Genomic DNA, 18,863 nt, shown 5'->3' with positions numbered 1-18,863 from the left:
TCCAGTCAATGCGTGAGGAGCCAGCGTAAGCACGAATCCCCCAGCACCTACGATGCGCCATCACCCCCCGTGAGCTCTGACTCGACAGTGCGCGTTTGACGCGCAAGCGGTGCCGACAGCGCGACGTGCTGGGATATTGCCGGGCTATCGAAGCGCGCGGACGCCGATGCGGCGGCGCAAATCGGCAATGGCGGTCTCGAGCTCTTTGCCATTCACCTGGTCTGCTCCGAAGCTCCGCTGGAACCAGGTGCAGGCCTCGGTGGCCGTGGCAAACACGCGATGCGGATAGGGAGGGCGCGCCAGAAGCGTCAGGCTCGACACCACGCCGCGAACGGCGGATGCGCGAAAGCCGCTTCCTTCATAGACGACGGCCGAATAGCGGATGAAGCTGGCGTTATCGGCGAGGAGCTGGCCCAGCGCTTGGCGTGCTTCCGTCGGGGGAAGCGGCGCCCCGGGCTCGACGATGGTGATGAGGCCGACGCCCTCGGGAAAGGCGCGGCGAAATTCGTTGAAGCTTCTCTCGAGGATGCGCAGAGCGACCAGGGACGTGTGGACCCGCCAAATATCGATGTAGAACTGCTTCCATCGAGCCATGCAGTAGTCCGGACTGACGGCATCGACCCGCGCAGGGGCCACCGTCAGCGTACTCATGGGATGGAGATTCCCCTGGTTTTCCACGTTCCCCCCCGATTTGGGCCGCTCATACTGCTCGACTCTTCCTGCTCGTCCAATTCTTAGCTTGCTCTCTTTACCTCGCGCACGAAATCGCGAATGCGCGCGGAATCTTTTCTTCTTGGATTCCCCACGAGCTCGACTCCGCTCGCCACATCGACCGCATAGGGCTTCACGCTCGAAATGGCCTCATGAACATTGGTCGCGTCGAGCCCGCCCGCCAGGGTGAGTTTTCGCGCTCGAGCTAGCTCCCGCACCAGGGTCCAATCGAAGATCGTCCCGGTTCCACCGAGGGTTCCGGCCACCTTGGCATCGGCCAGCAGATGCTCGCCGGCGAAATTTGCTGCGGAGGCAACATCCTGCGCATCCCCAATGCGCACCGCTTTGTATGCATGAGGCAAAAGCGGCAAGAGCTGCTGCGGCGTTTCATTGCCGTGCAGCTGCAAACAGCCGAACTCGTGCTGCCATTCGAACATCTCCGCCAACGGCAAATCGGCCACCACCGCAACAGTGAGAAACTTGGGGGCTGCCGCCGCCACCGCCCGCAGGATCACCCGCGTCTCTTCCGGCGTGACATACCGCTTGCTCGTCGGCACCAGGTTGAGGCCAATGGCATCCGCCCCCGCCTCGATACAAGCCAGCGCATCCTCAGGATTGGTGATCCCGCAGATCTTGATCTTGGTCATCGCCCCAAAGGCTAGCACCACCGTCAACCGCGCTCGTTGACGTCTGACGTCAACGTCAACGTCTGACGTGGTCGTGGTCGTTGACGTTGTCGTTGACGGCGACAGCGACGTAGACGTCAGAACGTAGTCGTCGTCGTTGACCCGCGTCGCCGTCGCATGGAGCGCCGGCATCCTGCCGGCGGTCCGCCGGCCTCTGGCCGGCTTGCACGCGTGTTGCGGCCGCCTGGAAGGCGGCGGACCGCCGGCTGGAAGCCGGCGCTCCATACTTCGCGTCAACGACGACGACTACGTCTTGTCGTCTACGTCGCCGTCGCCGTCAACGATCACGTCAACGATTATGTCTACGTCTACGTGTGCCTACGGGACGATTTTCAACAATTCTTTCACCTTGGCGATGACCTGGGGGGCCTGAATCGGCTTGGTGATGTAGGCGTTGGCGCCCAATTCGATGGCCCGTTTGCGGTCTTCGGCGGCGCCCTCGGTGGTGATGATGATGACCGGGGTGTCTTTGTGCATCGGATCGGAGCGCACGCGTTTGACCAATTTCAGACCATCCATGATCGGCATATTGATGTCGGTCAGAATGATGTCGAAACGGCCAGCGGCCAATTTGCGGAGGCCGTCGACGCCGTCGTCGGCTTCGGTCACGCGCAGGTTTTTCACACGCGAGAGCGCGAAGACGAGAAGCTGCCGCATCATGGGGGAGTCTTCCACCACCAGGCACGTGTACTCGGCGCTCATTTCAAGTCGTCTCCGACGTTACGAGTGATCGCATCGATGGCTTCGAGGCCAGGAAACCTGCCGTTCGAGTTTGCGAAAAGGAGCGCCCCCATGAGTGCCGTGGCCGCGTGTGCCCCCAACATTTTAAAGAGCGCGTAGTCGACGGGTAAGAACTGCTCTTTCTGATCCAACAGAGAATAAATCACGATCACCCCCACGACGGCATCGTCGATGCGCATCGGAACGCACGCGGCCGGTTGGTCCCGCGGCGCCGAACTGAGCTCCCCCTCCTCGATGTGCGCCACGCCCGTCATGAAAACCCGCTCGATCAAATCCCCCGTACGATCGCGCGAGCCGCGATCTTCCTCTTTTCGAGATCCGGCGTGGATGGCCAGGCGGGGCAGACGCGATAGCTCGATGCCGTCGCTCGCGATGGGAACGAGTTCCGTCCCGTCCTTCAAGTAGAAGGCGTGCGCGCGCGAACCGACCAGTTGCGTGAGCAGCTCTTTCAGGTGCCGCAGCACCTCGCGCAGATGCAACGTCGAGTGAAGCTGGTAGCTCGCCACGTAGAGGTGCGCGAGGTTCGACAGCTCCTCCTCCACTTCGGAGTAGCGGGTGAAAAGATGAGACGAATTGCGCTCGGCCTCCCGGACGTGGGAAAGGAGCTGCTCCTTTTCCCGCTCCAGGTATTCGATCTTGCGGAGCAGCTCGCGGATGGCCTCGTCGCTCGCCAGGTGCGTGCGCAGGGCGGCATTCTCGCTCTCCAGATCGAACAGGCGCTTTCGGAGGCGGTCGTTTTCGCGCAAGAGCTCGTCGGTGAACTCGGCGCCCTTCTTGAAGAACGTATGCACGAACGAGTCCCGTTCCATCTTTGCGCTGGCGTCCGTTTTGATGTCCGCGGACGCCTCGCCTTTGGCGTCGGGCTGCTGTCCCCCCCCGGTTTTTCGGTCCGCCATGACGGCCTAACGTATCACATTTGCTCGATCCATAGCGCCAGCTCACCCACGATGATGCGCTTTGCGGTGCGAAGTGTCGCTACATCCTTGCTGCCCGTAAGCAGCATTGCGCAACGCAATTCCATGAAGATTGCATCCAGTTTGGCGATGGCCCCATCGTGGCCGCCTTCCGAGAAGGCGCGGAGCATGGGCCGGGCGATGCCGGCGTGGGTCGCACCGAGTGCGAGAGCCCGCGCGACGTCGAGGCCGGTCGCGACACCGCCCGTGGCGATGACGCTGCGGAATCCCAGCGGGGCGAGGACCGCCACCGAGGCTGCGGTCGGAATGCCCCAATCCCAAAACGCCTCCCCGAGGCTCTTCGATTGGACATCGCCGGCCTTTTCGGCCCGCCGTGTCTCGACCCCCACCCACGACGTGCCCCCCGCACCGGAGACATCGACGTGCTCCACCCCGACGGAGCGAAGCCGCTCGCCGACGGAGCGTGAAAGCCCGCAGCCGGTCTCCTTCGCGAGGACCGGCACCGAAAGCTCGTGCCGGAGGCGCGCAATGGTCTCCAGCCCGAGCGAGAAATCGCGATCGCCGCCGGGCTGCACCATCTCCATGGCGGGATTCAGATGGATGCAGAGTGCATCCGCCCCCACGTAGCCAATCAAATCTTGAATCTGCGCGGTGGACATCTCCCGCGCCTGCACCACGCCCAAGTTCCCCAGGACGACCGTCGTCGGTGCGACCTCGCGCACCCGGTACGTGTCCTTGCTATTGGGCCGCACGTGCATGGCGCGCTGGCTGCCGAGACCAAACGCAATGCCGCGCTCCTCGGCAATCTGGGCGAGCCCGCGATTCACCCGCGCGGCCTCCTCCGTTCCTCCGGTCATCGCCGCGATGACGAGGGGAGCCTTCAGCGTTTTGCCGGCGAGCGTACACCCCAAGTCGATCTCGTCCGCATGCCGATCGGGGAGGGCATCGTGCACCAAGCGCACCCCCTCCAGCAGCGTCGACCGCGCGCGGAAGCCGACATCCTCCGTTGCACAGAGCGTGAGGTGATCGCTTTTTCGTTCTCCGATCGAACCGGACATGGGCTGCTCCTTCTGTAAGCTCTCGAGACTTTTTGGATTTTCAGAGAAGTATGAAAGTTGTTGTTTTGAAACGAGAAATCCACGCGAGTCCGGCTTGACAGCCCTTTTCTACCGCCCTACGCTCCGCTCGGCAATAGATGATGGTGCGCGAATGAAAGAGGTCGTCGGCGGCCCCCCGCCGTCCCAAGGGTTTAGGGACTTTGCGCATGCTGTCAAAGAGGCCATCGACCGTGAGCTGCCGCGATGGCTTGCCCCCCACGTCGCCAAAGCGAAGGAGCTCGGCGGGACGGCGTTTGCCGTAGCCGACGCGATTCGTACGTTTACGACGCGCGGTGGCAAGCGTATCCGCCCCGTGCTCATGGCCGCCGCGTGCGAAGCGTACGGCGGACCGCGCGCGTTCGACATCCTTCCCGCGCTGCTCAGTGTGGAGCTTCTTCAAGGCTACTTGCTCATCCACGACGACTGGATGGACGAGGACGAAGTCCGTCGTGGCGGTCCAACGGTGCACGTGGCGCTCCGTGCGCAATTCGGCTCAGCGCGCGCTGGTGAAATTGGCGCCGTTTTGGCGGGCGATTTGGCCATGGGCTATTCGCTCACGGCCCTGCTCGAAACTCGCACCACGCCGGACCGTCTTGCGGAAGCAACTCGCCAGCTCGCGCGTATGCAAGTGGAAGTGGTGGCCGGACAAGTCCTCGACGTGTACCACGACGGAAACGTCGAGACGGTTCACGACCTCAAAACGACGAGCTACACGGTCCGCGGTCCGCTCCTTCTCGGTGCGTCGCTCGCTGGGGCCAGCGCTTCACAAAAGGCGGAACTCGAAGCCTTCGCGCAGCCACTCGGGCTGGCCTTTCAACTTCGCGACGACCTTCTCGGTACCTTCGGCGATCCGCAGAAGACGGGAAAGTCGGCCGCGGGAGATCTGCAGCAGGGCAAGCGCACTGCGCTCGTTCACGAACTGCTCGCCGCCGACCGCACCGGGGAAGACCGCGCGTTGGTCGAGCGCGTGCTGGGCGTCAAAGATGCGCCAGCCGCGGACGTGGCCCGCGCGCTCGAGCGCCTCGCCACCGCACGGCCGCGTGTAGAGGCTCGCCTCTCCGCGCTGCTCGACGAATCCCACGCGCACCTCGGGCGGATGGACTTACGGGCGGAAGCACGAAACATACTCGCAGGGGCCATTTCTGCGCTGGGGGAGCGCGAACGATGACGATGACGCAATCGAGACCGTGGTCGCATGCATCGGGCAAGGTGATTCTTCTGGGTGAGCATGCCGTGGTGTACGGCGTGCCGGCGCTCGCCGTGGGCATCTCCCGCGGCGCCCTGGCGCGGGCTACTCCGCGCGACGAGGGGCCGAGCATCTTGCGGCTCGACGGGCTGCCCGTCGAGCTGCGGGCCGACGACGAAGAGCGCGATCTCTCGCGGAGCTTCCGCGCGGTGCTCGAGGCCTCGGGCGTCCAAGGTTCGTTCCTCGTCGAGGCGCGCACCGATTTGCCACCGGGCGCAGGCCTCGGTTGCTCCGCGGCGCTGGGCGTGGCCCTCGCGCGTGCACTCGATCCGGGTGCCACCGCCGCACTCACCGCCGAGCGGGCGATGGCCTGGGAACGCGTCTTTCACGGGAACCCCTCGGGCGTGGACACCGCGGTGTCGGCGGAGGGCGGTTGCATCTACTTCGAGCGCGGGCGCGGCTTCGAGCGCGTGGAAAGCGCCACGCCGCTCCTCTTGTGCGTGGGTCACACGGGCACCATCTCGAGCACGAAGTCCATGGTCGAGGCTGTCGCGCGCCTGCGCGAACGCCGCCCCGAAATGGTCGCGAAGTCGTTCGACGCCATCCGCTCCCTGGTCCGCAACGCGCGACTGGCCATCGAGGCGGGCGACGTGCGCGCCCTCGGTCAGTTGATGGACCTGAATCAAATGCTGCTGAGCGGCCTGTTCCTTTCCACTCAGGAAATCGAGCGGATGTGCGGCCTGGCGCGGGATGTCGGGGCATTGGGCGCCAAGTTGACGGGGGCGGGTGGGGGAGGGTGCGTGGCGTCCTTGGTCGAAAATCGGGACGTCGCCGAGCGTGTTCTCCATGCATGGAAAGAGGCAGGATTCGAAGGCTTTTTGGCCGAGACGACCAGCGGCTCCCGTCCGGCCGATCGCGCCGAAACGCCCGCGAGGGGAAGCGTCCGAGACCTGGGTGAGCTAGAGAGGTCGCCGTGACCGCGGCCACTGCCATCGCCCATACGAACTTCGCACTTGCCAAATACTGGGGAAAAAAGCCCCTCCCGGGAAACTACCCCGCCGTACCGAGTCTCTCGGTGACCTTGGAGGGCATGTCCACGCGCACCACGGTGCGCTTCGATGCGGACCTCCAGGCCGACCAAGTGACCCTCAATGGCGCACTTGCTACCGGTGACGTTCACGGGCGCGTCGTGACCTTGCTCGATCGCGTTCGCGCGCTCGCCGGTCGAAGCACGCGGGCTTCCGTGGAATCGGCCAACGACTTTCCCACGGCCAGCGGCCTCGCCTCCAGCGCCTCGGGATTTGCGGCACTCGCGCTCGCCGCCGTCCACGCCATGCCGGGTCTCGATCTGAGCATCGAGCGGGTGAGCGATCTGGCGCGGCAAAGCTCCGCGAGTGCGGCGCGCAGCCTGTTCGGCGGCTTCGTCGAGCTTCCCGCGGGAGAAGGCATCTCCGGCGCCCGGCCCATCGCCCCGCCGGATCATCTCGATCTCCACGTGCTCGTCTGCGTCGTCACCGAAGGGTCGAAGGACGTGGGCTCCACCTCGGGCATGCAGAAGACGTCGCTCACCAGCCCGTACTACCCGGCATGGCTCGATGCCGCGCCGGCCATCTTCGCGGCGATGAAGCTGGCCCTCGAAGCGCGCGACTGGGAAAAATTGGGCGATCTCACGGAGCGAAGCGCCCTGGCGATGCACGCCGCCGCCATGGCTGCGGGCCTCGTGTACGTGCGCGGCGTGACCTTGGATCTCTTCGCGGCCGTTCGAAGACTCCGCCAAGAGGGCCTGCTGGCTTACTTCACGGCCGACGCTGGCCCGCACGTGAAGGTGCTCGTGCGCTCCGCCGATTTGGCACGCGCCAAAGGGGCACTCGCGCAGGTCCCCGGCGTTCTCCGGATCATCGAGACGCGCCCGGGCGGCGGCGCGGTGATCGTGCAATGAAGGCGCGCGCGCCGGGGAAAGTCCTGCTCACGGGCGCGTACGCCGTCCTGGAGGGGGCCCCCGCGCTCGTCGTGGCGGTCGATCGCTACGCGCAGGCCGATACGGCCCGCGACGAAGAAGAGCCCACCGCGGAGGTGGCGCACGCCCTCGGCGCGGGCGCACCGGCTTGCGATCGCAGCCACCTGTTTCACGATGGCACGAAGATCGGCCTGGGCTCCAGCGCCGCGGTGCTCGTGGCCTCGCTCGGCGCCGTCTATGCGGCGCGCGGGCAAGATCTCGCAGATTCGGAAGTCCGCTCGAGCATCTTCAGCCGCGCGCGCGACGTGCACCGTGAGGTGCAGGGCGGCGGCAGCGGTTTCGACGTAGCCGCGAGCACGTACGGCGGTGTCCTTCGGTATTCCTTGCTCTCGGGTGTGCCGTGCATCCTCACCACCGAGCTCCCGGAGAACCTGCATTTCTCCGTGTTCTTCAGCGGCGAGAGCGCCCGCACGAGCGATCTGCTGGCGCAAGTCCGCACCTTCAAAGAGCGCGATCCCGATGCGCACCGGCGCTGCATCCTCGCCCTGGGCCAAGCCTCCGAGTTTGCCGTGCGCCAATGCGAGGCGGGAACCGCGGCCGAGTTCATCGCGGCCGTGCGCTACTTCGGGCAGACCTTGGAAGAACTCAGCGAGGCCACCAGCGACGCGGGCGATGGCATCATCGTGCCCCTGTCGTTCAAACGCCTCACCGTCGCTGCCGCCGAGGAGCGTGCGACGTTTCTGCCGTCGGGGGCGGGCGGTGGCGACATCGGCGTCTTCCTCGGCGAGTCGCCGCCCTCGGAAAATTTTTTGAAACGTGCCTCGCAACTCGGCATGCACGCGCTCACGCTCGGCATCGACCGAGATGGTGTGCGCGTGTCTCCTGCCGAAGTACCCGTCTGAACCCCCCCGAAACAAGGAAACCCACCGCCATGGCCCGAACCTCCCGCTTGCCCGGCTTCTACAAAGTTACCGTCCCCGAGCGCCGCGCCCTCGTCGCCGACGTCACGGGAACCGAGATCGCCGAAATCGAACGCGCTCTCGAGGCGGGGGGCCTCGAAGCCGAGACCGCCGACAAGTTCGTCGAGAACGTCCTCGGAACCTACGCACTGCCCTTCGGCGTCGCGCTCAACGTGCGCGTCAACAACAAGGACTACGTCGTTCCGATGGTCGTCGAGGAGCCCAGCGTCGTCGCCGCGGCCTCCAACGCCGCCAAGATGATCCGCACCGGCGGCGGCTTTCACGCGGAGATCGATCCGCCGCTCATGATCAGCCAGGTGCAGCTCACGCGCGTGAAGGATCCCTTCGCCGCCGAGCAACGCATCCTCGAGCGAAAGCAGGAGATCCTCGCCCTCGCCGACCGCGCCATCCCGGGCCTCATCGCCCGCGGCGGTGGCACGCGCGACATCGAAGTTCGCCGCATCGGCACCAAGCAAGACGAGATGCTCGTCGTGCACCTCGTCGTCGACTGCCGCGACGCCATGGGCGCAAACCTGGTGAACGGCGTGGCCGAGGCCGTGGGCGATCGCCTGGCCGAGCTCGCGCACGGCAAGGTGGGGCTGCGCATCCTGTCGAACCTTTGCGACAAGCGCAAAGTGCGCGTGAGCTGCACCATCGCCGCCTTGGAGCTGGCGACGGACGACATGGACGGCGACGACGTCATCGACGGCATCGTCAACGCCTCGCGCTTCGCGGAGCTCGATCCGTACCGCGCCGCCACGCACAACAAGGGCATCATGAACGGCATCGACGCCGTGGTCATCGCCACCGGCAACGACTGGCGCGCCGTCGAAGCGGGCGCCCACGCGTTTGCCGCGCGCAACGGGCACTACTCCCCGCTGGCGACCTGGCGCCGTGAGAGCGAAGGCCTCCCGAGCCTGGTCGGTCACTTGGAGGTTCCGATGTCGCTCGGTACCGTCGGCGGCACCCTGCGGGTGCACCCGGCGGCGCGTTTGGGGTTGCGCATGCTCGGTCAGCCCAGCGCAGGGGAGCTCGCGGCCATCGCGGCCTCCGTCGGCCTCGCGTCCAACCTGGCCGCCGTCCGCGCCCTTGCGACGGATGGTATTCAACGCGGCCACATGGCCCTTCACGCACGGTCCGTGGCCATCGCCGCCGGGGCCGAGGGGACCGTCGTGGAGCGGGTCGCCGCGATGATCGTCGAGGCACGCGACATCACCCTCGAGGCTGCCAAGCGCGCCCTCGTCCTGCTCACCGCAGGGGGCGAAGGCGCCAGCCTGGTCGACGACTAGCCTCAGAGAACTCTGCCGGAACTCGGATTCAGGTTCGGGTTAAGGTCCGCCACCCCATTTGCGCGACCTCCAACGCCGCCGGCGCCTGAGTCCGTTCCCAACGGCAGGATCGCCAGACGGAATGGCGATCCCGGTTTTTCGGACAGCATATCGCCCCGGTCCCGCCGGTTCGTTCCCGCTCCCGCGGTTCCAGCACCAGGTCGTTCCAATCCCGACACGTTCACTCGACTGTTGGCTTAGGGCATGCGATGAAATCGAAGGAGACGTGTGGCAGGCGCGTGACACCGTGTATCCTTAGCTCGCATGTCCGGCTCACGGCCGGCGTGGTCGCTCACGGAGGAATTGGTTGGCGCAAGACGACGACATGAACGGCAAGGGCACGAACGGCAGGTCCGACGTGCCGGGTGCCGCACCAGACCCGCGGCATGATCTCGCGGGCGCGCTGCACGACGTCTCCAACGCGCTCACGGTCCTACTTGGCTGGGTCGCGGAAGCGCGCCTTCCCGGCGCGTCGTCCGACGCCGTCGCCTATGCACTGCGCATCATCGAGCAGCGCGGGCGCGCGGCGAGGGATCTGGCGCGTCGGGCGATAGGCGTGGAGATCCCGCGCACCGACGATTTCGAGTTGGTCGACGTCACCCTGAGTGACACCATCGACGGGCTCACCGTCGAAGCGCAACACCTGCACGTCTCCCTCGAGCTCGCGACCCCGCCGACCGGCGCCCGCATCACTGGCGCCTCGGAGCTCGCGCAGATCGTGACGAACCTTCTGCTCAACGCCATGGCGCACTCGCCCTCCGGGGGGACCGTGCGCGTGCGCTCGTTCGTCGCCCCCCGCGGCCTGCAGATCGACGTCGAGGACGACGGGCCGGGGATCTCGGAGGAACGCGTCCTCACGCTGTTCGACGGCGTCTCGACGCGCACCGGTGGTGCCGGGGTGGGGCTGCGGCATGCACGCGCCCTGGCCCGGGCGAATGGCGGGGAGCTTCTGCTCGCCAAAAAGAGTCCAGCGGATCCCGCCCGTGGAGCCTGCTTCCGAATTTTCTGGCCCCAGGACGGTCACCTGGCCGCCGTACCGCCCTCGACGGCAAGGCCGCGCACCCTGGAGGGCGTCCGCATCCTCGTTCTGGAGGACGACGACGACGTTTGCACGCTCCTGGAAGCCTCCCTGGGGGCCCGTGGGGCTCAAGTGACCGTTGCACGCAACGCAAGCGACCTGGCGCGGGCCATCGACCGCCGGGAGCACGACGCCGCCCTGCTCGACCTGTCCCCCATCTCACGGGACGTTGAAGGGGCCCTGGCGGCCTTTCGAGCTCGCTCGCCGCACGCTTCCGTCGTTTTTATTACCGGAAGCGTCGACCGGCTCCCCGAGCATCTTGCAGGGCAAATTCACTGCGTTCGTAAGCCTTTCGAGGTCAGCGAAGTGGTCGAAGCACTTTCTCGACGAAAGCACGCTTGACTTACGACTCAGGTTATTGTCTTTTGCGCCCACGACAGCGACGAACGAGACACAAGACGCGAAGGTGGCGGAACTGGCAGACGCACTAGCTTGAGGTGCTAGCGCCGTAATTGGCATAGGGGTTCAAGTCCCCTCCTTCGCACCGCGGACACGACGGTAAGGCCTCGCAGGGAAAGACCCCGCGAGGCCTTCGTGCTTTGTGCTCCCGTGCTCCTCCGTCGCCAAGCCGCGGGCTGGTTCGGTCAGCGCTCCCAGAAGATGGAACAGGGAGGGGGGGAGGCGGGGAGGGGAAACAACGCGAATCCCACCGTGTGCCAAGGCTTTTTTTGGTTTTCAGTTGGCTTCGCGAGCCAACGGAAAACCCAAACCAGCCTCGGTGCGCGGTGGGATTTGTGCCGTAAACCTCCCCGCCTTCCCCCCTTCCTGTTCAATCCTCTCTTTGGTCGCAAGTGACCAGTTGGTTACCTCAGCGGGTCACTAATTGGTTATCGCAATGGTCAAATACGACAGCCCAGCCATGGCACCTGTCTTTTGCTCGGCCAGAAATCTGCGCAGAGGACTCAAGCATGATATTCGCGAACGTGTGATCCGAGCGCGGACGACGAAGTGCCTTCACCGAGTTGTACGGAGCGCAGCATTCACCCTTACCGCGGGCTGGTCGATGACGGCCGTCGCGACCCCCGAACTCGTCACGCCCGATCCGCGTAGCCTCGGCATGGGCGGTCTCGGGGTCGCCGCGGCCGACGACGCGTCGGCCACACACCACAACCCGGCGCGGCTGCAAGCCGTCACCAAGGCCAGTTTCGTCCTGGGCTTGAGTGCACTCTATGCCCATCAAGAGGCGCCGGTTCCGGGCGACTCGAAAGGCACGTCGAACATCTTCGCGCCCTTTGGAATGGTGGGCGGCGCATATCGACTTTCGCCGCGAGTCGTCGTCGGCCTTTCGGTCCTCCCGGGCTCTGCCTCCGCGGGCCGCTACGAACTCAAAAATGGGACAGAGTTATCCGCCGCGGCCATCACCGCGGAGGCCCAGCTCGCGCTCTCGTTCGCATTGCTCGACAACCTCTGGATCGGTGTCGAGTACCGCGCGAGCTACGTGAATCAAACCCTCAAAACGCCGCTCGTCCTTCCCGACAACTCGGTCTTCCAAGTGAAGACGGCGCTCGACGGATTCAACTTCTTGGGCGCGGCGGCCGGCATCTACTACGAGCCCGTTCGCGGCACCGGAATCGGCTTCGCCTACCGATCGCAGATGTCCAAGGACATCGATGGGACCACGGATCTGCCGCAGGGAAGCTTCGCCACGCATTCGCACGCGGCCACCCCCGACAAGTTCACCCTCGGCATCTCGCAGCGTCTGCTCGACGATGCGCTTCTGTTGAACCTGCAGGGCGCGCTGGTCATGAGTCCATGGATCGATCAATCGACGACGACCACCATCGACACGCCGGGTGCGCCAACCTCGAGTAAGACGGTCACAAACGACCGCACATTTTGGGAAGCCAAGATGGGCGCGGAGTACTGGCTGGACAAGCAGTGGGCTCTGCGTGCAGGTCTCATCCTCGGCAACGAAAATGCCCGAAAAGACTACGTGAGTCCGTTCTCGTCCCCGCCCTCGAACTTCTACGCAGCCCCCACGCTCGGAGGTGGAGCGAAGTTCGGCAAATGGCTGGTGGACGCGGCCATGTGGTGGTTGCTCGATCACGGCGATCAGGTCGATACGTCCCAGAACGGCGCACCGGGCGATTACCGACGCTCGGGCTTCGTAGGAATGCTGTCGCTGCGATATTCGATTTAAGCCAAACGAATGTCGCCAGCGGGTATGGACATCGGCGGTGTCGAACCCACTATTTGATCCAGTGTCGGCGTCAAATAATGGTAATTAACTCAAATACCCTTGACCTGCCAACACTTAGAACACAACCTCTTTTCAAGTTTGAGTGTCGCGCCGAGAAGAAGACCGCTAACGTAGGTGGAATCGGACTGGCGTACGCACTTTGGAAACACGTGCGTTTTGCCGCACATCCACCTGCAAATTGGCGGAGGGGGTTATGGCAGCACCCAGACGGACGTTGGATGTTCCAATAACCCAACGGCCTGACGTCTCAAGCGATTCTTCCGACCGCATTTTCGACGAAAGCGGCGAACATCTGGTCGGGGAACGTGTTGGAACGGGTGATTCCGATGCTCCGCCTCCCGCGTCACCACGAAATATGGTGACCGCAGGAATTTCGCCACGCCCGGGGCGAATTGCGGAATCGGGTGGAAAAAGCCGATGTGCAGATAGGCTCGTCGATGTCCTCGAGGGGGCAGGCATCGATACGGTTTATGGCGTACCCGGCGGGGCCATCAGCCCCATCTATGATGCGCTGTACGATCATCCGAACATCCGGGTCGTGCACGCCCGGCACGAGACAAGTGCGATTTTCATGAGCATCGGGCACACCCGCGTGCGCCCGAATTCGATTCCTTGCGTGCTCGTGACATCCGGCCCGGGGGTGACCAATTCGGTGACAGGCCTTGCGGCTGTGTTGGGCGAAGGCGTTCCCGTGGTGGTCATCGGTGGCGAAGTGCCGCGGGCCAAGTTCGGCCATCGCGCACTGCAGGAGGGGAGCGCCGAGACGATCGACGTCGTCAACATCGTGCGGACGGTCACCCGTTCCGCCGCGTGCATCACCATTCCGGGGCACGCCGCTTATCAACTTGCGACGGCCATCGACCGCGCGAAAACGGAACGCGGGCCCGTGTTCTTGTCACTCCCACTCGACGTGGCCGTGGCGCCTACACCGCCCATTCAGTTCGCACGTACGGTACGTCCGCGGCCCACGCTCGACCAAGCGCTCCTCACCGACGTGGCCGACGCCCTGCGCAATGCGCGGAGACCGTTGTTGCTCGTCGGCTCGGGGGCCCGCGGGGCAGCGTACGAAATTCGTGCACTTGCCGAAAAGCTGCGCATCCCGGTGATCACGTCGCCCAAGGCCAAGGGCATCGTCCCGGAAATGGCGGATTACTGCGTGGGCGTTTTCGGATACGGCGGTCATCCTTCGGCAACGGAATTCGTCCAACAGAATCCGCCCGACGTGGTGCTCGCTCTGGGCTGCGGCCTCACCGAGCCGAGCACGAATAGCTGGTCGTCGCTGCTGCAGGCCTCGCACACGATGATTCAGGTCGATATCGACCCAAGTCAATTTGGAAGAAACTATCGCCCCGATCTGGCGATCGAGGGCGATGCGACCGAGGTCGTTCGGGAGATTCGCCGGCGGCTGGCCCATTGCGCGCCGTGGGAACGGACGCTTCCGGGCATCCGTTATTTGGACCCACATACGCTGGAAGGCGATCGCGTCCCCCTGCCGCCTGCGCGCGTTTTACGGGTGGTGCAGGAAGAAATGCCTCCCACCACCGTTTATACTTCCGATATCGGCGAGCATCTTCTGTTCGCGCTGCACTACTTACAATTGTCGTATCCCGATCAATTCATGGCCTCCTATGCCCTCGGCTCCATGGGGTCGGGCATCTGCGCGGCCATCGGGGCCAAGCTCGCCGCACCGGAGCGTAGCGTAGTGGCTATTTGTGGCGATTACGGCTTTCAAATGTACGGCATGGACCTGAACATGTGCGTCCAGGAGGGACTGGGCGTCGTTTTCGTGGTCATGAACGACGACCGCATGCGCATGGTCGAAGCGGGGATCGACCGCATCTACGGCCGCACCCTTCCCATGCACGGTCCACGGGTCAATTTCGCCGAGCTCGCGCGCGCCCACGGCGCCCAGGGCTTCGTGGCGGCCGATGTCGACCAACTCCGTTCCGCGCTGCGCCGTGCACGTCACGACGTGCCCACGGTCATCGACGCCCGCATCGACCCGACGGCGGCCTTTCCGATGAACTCGCGCGTTCAGGAGATCAGCAACTTCGCATCAGGCTGATCGGCTGAACTTTCCGAGATACGCAAAACACAACGAGAAGCGTGGAGGGAGAGCATGAAAGGGCCCAAGATCCCCATTGGCATTCGTTCGCTCGCGGTTGGCTTTCCGAGCGTCCTGCGGACCAACGATTACTGGCGCACGCGCTATCCGGCCATGGTGGCCGAGGCGGAGAAGTATTCACTGGCGAAGCTCTGGGCCAAAGCGGAAAAGCCGGACGCGTTCGACGCATCCGCTTCCGCGTACCTGGGCGATCCGTTTCGTGGAGCGGTGGAGCGGCGGCTGCGCGCGCCCGGCGAATCGGCCCTGAGCATGGAGGTGCGGGCGGCGCGAGGTGCCCTCGAAGCCGCATCCCTCGGACCGGACGATATCGACCTCACCATCGTCACCTCCTTCATTGGCGATCGCCTGGGCACCGGCAATGCGATTTACCTCGCCAAGGAACTGGGGCTGCGCACCCCCGCGTGGAATTACGAGACCGCGTGTTCCGGATCGCTGGTCGGCCTGCACACCGCGGCCAGCCTCATTCGGAGTGGCGACTACCGGCGTATCCTCGTGGTGGTCTCCACGTCGAACTCGGTGCAGGTGACCGACGTCGACACGTTGGGCTGGTTCGTGGGCGATGGCGCCGGGGCCTTCATCGTCGAACAGGTGCCAGAGGGTCATGGCCTACTCGGCTGGAAGACGATCAACTCCCTGGAGACGATCGACATGTTCGTCATCCAGACCGTCTCCACACCGCAAGGAGGCACGCGGTACTGCACGGCCGCGCACCCGGAGGCAAACCGCATCGCGCGGGACACGGCGGAGCCGTATCTGAAGACGACCGTCGAAGGCGCGCTGGCCATGGCCGACATGACCATGAAGGACGTCGACTACTGGGTCTTCAATACGCCCAATGCCTGGTACGCGGACTTTTGCGCGCAGACCCTTGGCGTCGAGTCCGGGCGTTACCACAGTATGTACACGACGTACGGAAACATCGGCGCCGCGTTGATGCCGACGACGTTCTACCACGACCTCCACGCCGGCCGTATCAAGCCCGGTGATGTCGTGGGGATGTACTCCATCGGGAGCACCTCCACCTCGAGCGCACTCGTACTGCGTGCGGGTGACATCGCCCTTGGGCCATATCCGACCAAGCCGGCGACGAAAGACGAAGTCGCGATTTCTAGCATTGCGATCGCGCCGCCAACAGGCGACCGTCAGCGTGCACTCGATGCTTCCGAGGCACCGAGTCAGGGAGGGTGATCATGCAAGGTAAGGTCTGTGTCGTCACGGGCGCGAGCAGTGGCGTTGGCAAAGCCATGGCCATCGAATTGGCCCGCCGCGGAGCGCGCGTGGTGGTGTGCTCGCGTTCGGAGGCGCTGGGGCAGGAGACGCTCGCCGAGGTGAAGGCGATCGCGCAAGCGCGCGGCGATCGCGAGGAACCGATTCTCGAGGTGGCCAACCTGTCGAGCCTCGTCGAAGTGCGCGGTTTGGCCGAGCGGCTCCGCCGGCGCTTCGAGGTGATCCACGTCTTGATGAACAACGCCGGCCTCTATCTGCCCAACCGGCGTCTCACCGTGGATGGTTACGACGTCGTCTTCACGGTGAACCATCTGGCCCCGTTTCTCCTGACGAACCTCCTGCGTGATCGCCTTGCCGCGGCCGGCAACGCGCGGGTGGTGGCTACGTCGTCCGTCGGGTTTCGTTCGGCGGACCTCGACATGGGCGATCTGATGATGGCCAAGGGGCGTTGGCGCGGCCTGACGCAGTACGCGAACTCGAAGCTGGCGATCATCCTCTTCACGCGCGAGGCCACCCGTCGCTTCGCCGACGATGGCATTCGCCTCAATTGCTTTCACCCCGGGGGAACGCGCTCGCGCATGGCGCAGGACGAACCCAACTGGATCGGCTGGATGTGGAAAAACTTCGGCTTCCTGCTTCGCCGCCCGGAAAAGGGCGCGGAGACGGGCGTGTACCTGGCAACCTCGCCCGAAGTCGAGAACGTGAGCGGCGAATACTTCACGGACCTGAAGGTCCAAGACGTGACGCCGGCCGCACGCGACGAAGTTCTCTCCGCGCGCATGTGGGACGTGAGCATGGAGCTCACCGGGCTGGATAAGCCTGGGGAGCGCTCGAATGGCCGAATGGAGTTCGTGGAAGAAGGAGCGTAAGAACATGAGAGCGTCGGTGGCGACATGTTTGTTCGCATGGGCCCTGTCGTTGGTCGGGTGTGGCTCACCTGCAGAAGATCCCTCGCAACGCGAGGGCGTGGACGGTACCGAGCGAGGGGAGGGGCCGCTCAGCACAGTCGAACAGGACGATGAGAAGAACCCGCAGGCAGAACCCGCGAACGCCACCGCCGACCTCGACGAGGTTCGGACCGTTCACCACTACGTTCCCGTGGGCTGGCACCGCACCGTGCACGTGGTGCAGAAGTTCACCAAGCGATGCACGCGCCTCCGCGACCGGCGTTCCGTGCTGCTCTTGCCCGGCACGATCGTGAAAGCCGACTTCTACGACATCGACGTCGACGGGTATCGATTCCAAACCGAGTTGGCCAAGGCGGGATACAACACCTTCGCCACCGACTACGAGGGAAGCGGCGGAAGCTCGTACCCGGACGACGGGCACGATGTGACGCATCGGTTTCTCGTGGAGGAAAGCCGCAGGGTCCTCGAAGCCGTCCGCCACCTCGGCGGCGTCCCGCGCGTGGACGTGCTCGGTGAATCGAACGGCGGCGCCGTGGCAAGTGAGCTTTGCGACGACGCGAGGCGCGCTCGCTCGTGCGTGCTCTCGTCGATGATCTACCGCACCGGCACACCGATGTTTTACTCTGTGTTCCTCGATCCCTCGTTCTTGGCATTCATCGACGGCCAGCCGCAGGGCTACATGAACACGACGTCGGATCTGTATTTCAACATCGTACCCCGCTCGCCCAAACCCGTGCAGGACGCGATCCTCGCCACGCAGCCGGGCAAGTACGCAGTGGGAACGATGCTCGCCCCCGCCAAGGGCCTACCCTGGTTCGATCCGACACGCGCGCGTGTGCCGGCGCTCATCCTTCAAGGCACGCTGGACAACACGGCGGAGCAGTCCGACGCCGACGATCTGCGCGCATCGTATGGAAGCCGCGGTGGGGGTGTGGCGACGTTGGTCCGCGTCGAGGGCGCGAACCACATTCCCCGCATCGAGAATCCTCCGTACAGCGTTCCCTGGAAAAACTACGTCTTCGAGTTCTTGAAGGCGCACTGACGGACGGACCTGAAGCCGCGTTTCCAGCTCTGCGGCCGGAGCTGGAGACGCCGCATCTTGCGACGGCGCATGTCGGGAATTTCATGTCCAAAGTACATGAGCGCGAATCGTTTCGCGTGTGCTCGTTGGTGACATGGACTATGTTCGGCGCTCGTGATGACAGCTCGCTTAGGGGGGCGAGTAGAGCCGATGAACCTGCGATTGGTGACGAGAGCGCCTGGGTTCGCGACGGGCTCGATCGGCAACTTGGCGATCAGCTTTTGGGAGTCGCAGCAAACCGCAGAGCAGGCACATCACGCGGCCGAGGTCTTGTCGGCCTTGGGGCGGACGGAGGGGCGCGTGTTGGTGTTGGCCGTCCTTCCGCCCACGGCCCCGGCGCCGAGCAACGCCGTTCGAAGCGTCATTTCCAACGCGTTCACCCGTCTCGGGTCGCAAATCCACGCCGTGGCCAACGCCGTCGAGGGTGACGGCTTCCGCGCCGCCACCATGCGCGCCGTGGTCACGAGCATGGCGCTGGTCATCCGGCCCAGTTATCCGGTGAAAACCGTGGCCACCGTAGAAGATGCCGCGGAATTCCTGGCTGCCCATAGCGACGGCCGGCTCACGGTCAGCGATATCGTCCTGGCCTCGCGCGAACTGCGCTCCTGACGCGCCGCCCCTCGGCTTCGAGCCTCCCCCTTTTTTGGGGGGCATGCTAGAGAGCG

17 protein-coding genes and 1 tRNA gene are annotated in these 18,863 nt (G+C 64.8%); 13 read left to right on the top strand and 5 right to left on the bottom strand.

From position 1 onward, the window contains the following. Positions 1–144: 144 nt before the first annotated feature. The 5 genes from LVJ94_20945 to fni all read right to left on the bottom strand — a co-directional run bounded on the left by LVJ94_20945 (position 145) and on the right by fni (position 4,110). Complete coding sequence (locus LVJ94_20945) at positions 145–651, bottom strand: hypothetical protein (GenBank protein ID WXB09684.1); 507 nt, start codon at positions 649–651, stop codon at positions 145–147. Positions 652–734: 83 nt separating this feature from the next. Continuing rightward, positions 735–1,529, bottom strand: coding sequence for a phosphoribosylanthranilate isomerase (locus LVJ94_20940; protein ID WXB09683.1), 795 nt, complete (start codon positions 1,527–1,529; stop codon positions 735–737). A 186-nt stretch (positions 1,530–1,715) separates the two neighbouring features. Beyond that, a complete protein-coding gene (locus tag LVJ94_20935; GenBank protein ID WXB09682.1) occupies positions 1,716–2,099 on the bottom strand; it encodes a response regulator in 384 nt (127 codons plus the stop codon). Further along, positions 2,096–3,034 (bottom strand): GAF domain-containing protein, encoded by a 939-nt coding sequence (locus tag LVJ94_20930; GenBank protein WXB09681.1) that lies wholly within the window; start codon positions 3,032–3,034, stop codon positions 2,096–2,098. The genes LVJ94_20935 and LVJ94_20930 overlap by 4 nt, the downstream gene beginning before the upstream one ends. Positions 3,035–3,048: 14 nt before the next feature. Further along, positions 3,049–4,110: a type 2 isopentenyl-diphosphate Delta-isomerase gene (gene fni, locus LVJ94_20925; protein WXB09680.1), complete on the bottom strand. Its 1,062-nt coding sequence runs from the start codon at positions 4,108–4,110 to the stop codon at positions 3,049–3,051. Between the two features lie 151 nt (positions 4,111–4,261). Between fni and LVJ94_20920 the strand changes: the two genes are divergently transcribed. From LVJ94_20920 to LVJ94_20860, 13 genes are all read left to right on the top strand, one after another. Continuing rightward, the gene (locus LVJ94_20920; protein ID WXB09679.1) at positions 4,262–5,317 is read left to right on the top strand and encodes a polyprenyl synthetase family protein; all 1,056 of its coding nucleotides are present in this window, start codon (positions 4,262–4,264) and stop codon (positions 5,315–5,317) included. After that, positions 5,314–6,312, top strand: a complete 999-nt coding sequence (gene mvk / locus LVJ94_20915) for a mevalonate kinase (GenBank protein ID WXB09678.1) — start codon at positions 5,314–5,316, stop codon at positions 6,310–6,312. Before LVJ94_20920 ends, mvk begins: the two co-directional genes overlap by 4 nt. Continuing rightward, positions 6,309–7,274, top strand: a complete 966-nt coding sequence (gene mvaD, locus LVJ94_20910; GenBank protein WXB09677.1) for a diphosphomevalonate decarboxylase — start codon at positions 6,309–6,311, stop codon at positions 7,272–7,274. The genes mvk and mvaD overlap by 4 nt, the downstream gene beginning before the upstream one ends. After that, a complete protein-coding gene (locus LVJ94_20905; GenBank protein WXB09676.1) occupies positions 7,271–8,194 on the top strand; it encodes a hypothetical protein in 924 nt (307 codons plus the stop codon). The genes mvaD and LVJ94_20905 overlap by 4 nt, the downstream gene beginning before the upstream one ends. A 29-nt stretch (positions 8,195–8,223) precedes the next feature. Continuing rightward, the gene (locus LVJ94_20900; protein ID WXB09675.1) at positions 8,224–9,540 is read left to right on the top strand and encodes a hydroxymethylglutaryl-CoA reductase, degradative; all 1,317 of its coding nucleotides are present in this window, start codon (positions 8,224–8,226) and stop codon (positions 9,538–9,540) included. A 346-nt stretch (positions 9,541–9,886) separates the two neighbouring features. Next, positions 9,887–10,999: an ATP-binding protein gene (locus tag LVJ94_20895; GenBank protein WXB09674.1), complete on the top strand. Its 1,113-nt coding sequence runs from the start codon at positions 9,887–9,889 to the stop codon at positions 10,997–10,999. Positions 11,000–11,057: 58 nt separating this feature from the next. Next, positions 11,058–11,141: transfer RNA gene (locus LVJ94_20890), tRNA-Leu, on the top strand. Between the two features lie 519 nt (positions 11,142–11,660). Further along, entirely contained in the window at positions 11,661–12,797 is a 1,137-nt protein-coding gene (locus LVJ94_20885; protein WXB09673.1) for an outer membrane protein transport protein, read from the top strand. Positions 12,798–13,050: 253 nt separating this feature from the next. Beyond that, a complete protein-coding gene (locus LVJ94_20880; GenBank protein ID WXB09672.1) occupies positions 13,051–14,922 on the top strand; it encodes a thiamine pyrophosphate-binding protein in 1,872 nt (623 codons plus the stop codon). Positions 14,923–14,976: 54 nt separating this feature from the next. Further along, a complete protein-coding gene (locus LVJ94_20875; protein ID WXB09671.1) occupies positions 14,977–16,170 on the top strand; it encodes a hypothetical protein in 1,194 nt (397 codons plus the stop codon). A 2-nt stretch (positions 16,171–16,172) separates the two neighbouring features. Next, positions 16,173–17,078 (top strand): SDR family oxidoreductase, encoded by a 906-nt coding sequence (locus LVJ94_20870; protein WXB09670.1) that lies wholly within the window; start codon positions 16,173–16,175, stop codon positions 17,076–17,078. A 16-nt stretch (positions 17,079–17,094) separates the two neighbouring features. Continuing rightward, complete coding sequence (locus LVJ94_20865) at positions 17,095–18,159, top strand: alpha/beta hydrolase (GenBank protein ID WXB09669.1); 1,065 nt, start codon at positions 17,095–17,097, stop codon at positions 18,157–18,159. A 189-nt stretch (positions 18,160–18,348) separates the two neighbouring features. Continuing rightward, the gene (locus LVJ94_20860) at positions 18,349–18,807 is read left to right on the top strand and encodes a hypothetical protein (protein ID WXB09668.1); all 459 of its coding nucleotides are present in this window, start codon (positions 18,349–18,351) and stop codon (positions 18,805–18,807) included. Positions 18,808–18,863 lie beyond the last annotated feature (56 nt).

The sequence above is a fragment of the Sorangiineae bacterium MSr11367 genome, assembly GCA_037157805.1.
GTDB lineage: Bacteria > Myxococcota_A > Polyangia > Polyangiales > Polyangiaceae > Pendulispora > Pendulispora rubella.
This window is presented reverse-complemented; position numbering and strand designations above follow the sequence as displayed.

Coding starts and splice junctions, on each gene's coding strand:
- LVJ94_20935 (WXB09682.1), bottom strand. CDS start 2,099: ATGAGCGCCGAGTACACGTGCCTGGTGGTGGAAGACTCCCCCATGATG.
- fni (WXB09680.1), bottom strand. CDS start 4,110: ATGTCCGGTTCGATCGGAGAACGAAAAAGCGATCACCTCACGCTCTGT.
- LVJ94_20900 (WXB09675.1), top strand. CDS start 8,224: ATGGCCCGAACCTCCCGCTTGCCCGGCTTCTACAAAGTTACCGTCCCC.
- LVJ94_20940 (WXB09683.1), bottom strand. CDS start 1,529: ATGCCGGCGCTCCATGCGACGGCGACGCGGGTCAACGACGACGACTAC.
- LVJ94_20905 (WXB09676.1), top strand. CDS start 7,271: ATGAAGGCGCGCGCGCCGGGGAAAGTCCTGCTCACGGGCGCGTACGCC.
- LVJ94_20885 (WXB09673.1), top strand. CDS start 11,661: ATGACGGCCGTCGCGACCCCCGAACTCGTCACGCCCGATCCGCGTAGC.
- LVJ94_20945 (WXB09684.1), bottom strand. CDS start 651: ATGAGTACGCTGACGGTGGCCCCTGCGCGGGTCGATGCCGTCAGTCCG.
- LVJ94_20930 (WXB09681.1), bottom strand. CDS start 3,034: ATGGCGGACCGAAAAACCGGGGGGGGACAGCAGCCCGACGCCAAAGGC.
- LVJ94_20860 (WXB09668.1), top strand. CDS start 18,349: ATGAACCTGCGATTGGTGACGAGAGCGCCTGGGTTCGCGACGGGCTCG.
- LVJ94_20875 (WXB09671.1), top strand. CDS start 14,977: ATGAAAGGGCCCAAGATCCCCATTGGCATTCGTTCGCTCGCGGTTGGC.
- mvk (WXB09678.1), top strand. CDS start 5,314: ATGACGATGACGCAATCGAGACCGTGGTCGCATGCATCGGGCAAGGTG.
- LVJ94_20870 (WXB09670.1), top strand. CDS start 16,173: ATGCAAGGTAAGGTCTGTGTCGTCACGGGCGCGAGCAGTGGCGTTGGC.
- LVJ94_20920 (WXB09679.1), top strand. CDS start 4,262: ATGAAAGAGGTCGTCGGCGGCCCCCCGCCGTCCCAAGGGTTTAGGGAC.
- LVJ94_20880 (WXB09672.1), top strand. CDS start 13,051: ATGGCAGCACCCAGACGGACGTTGGATGTTCCAATAACCCAACGGCCT.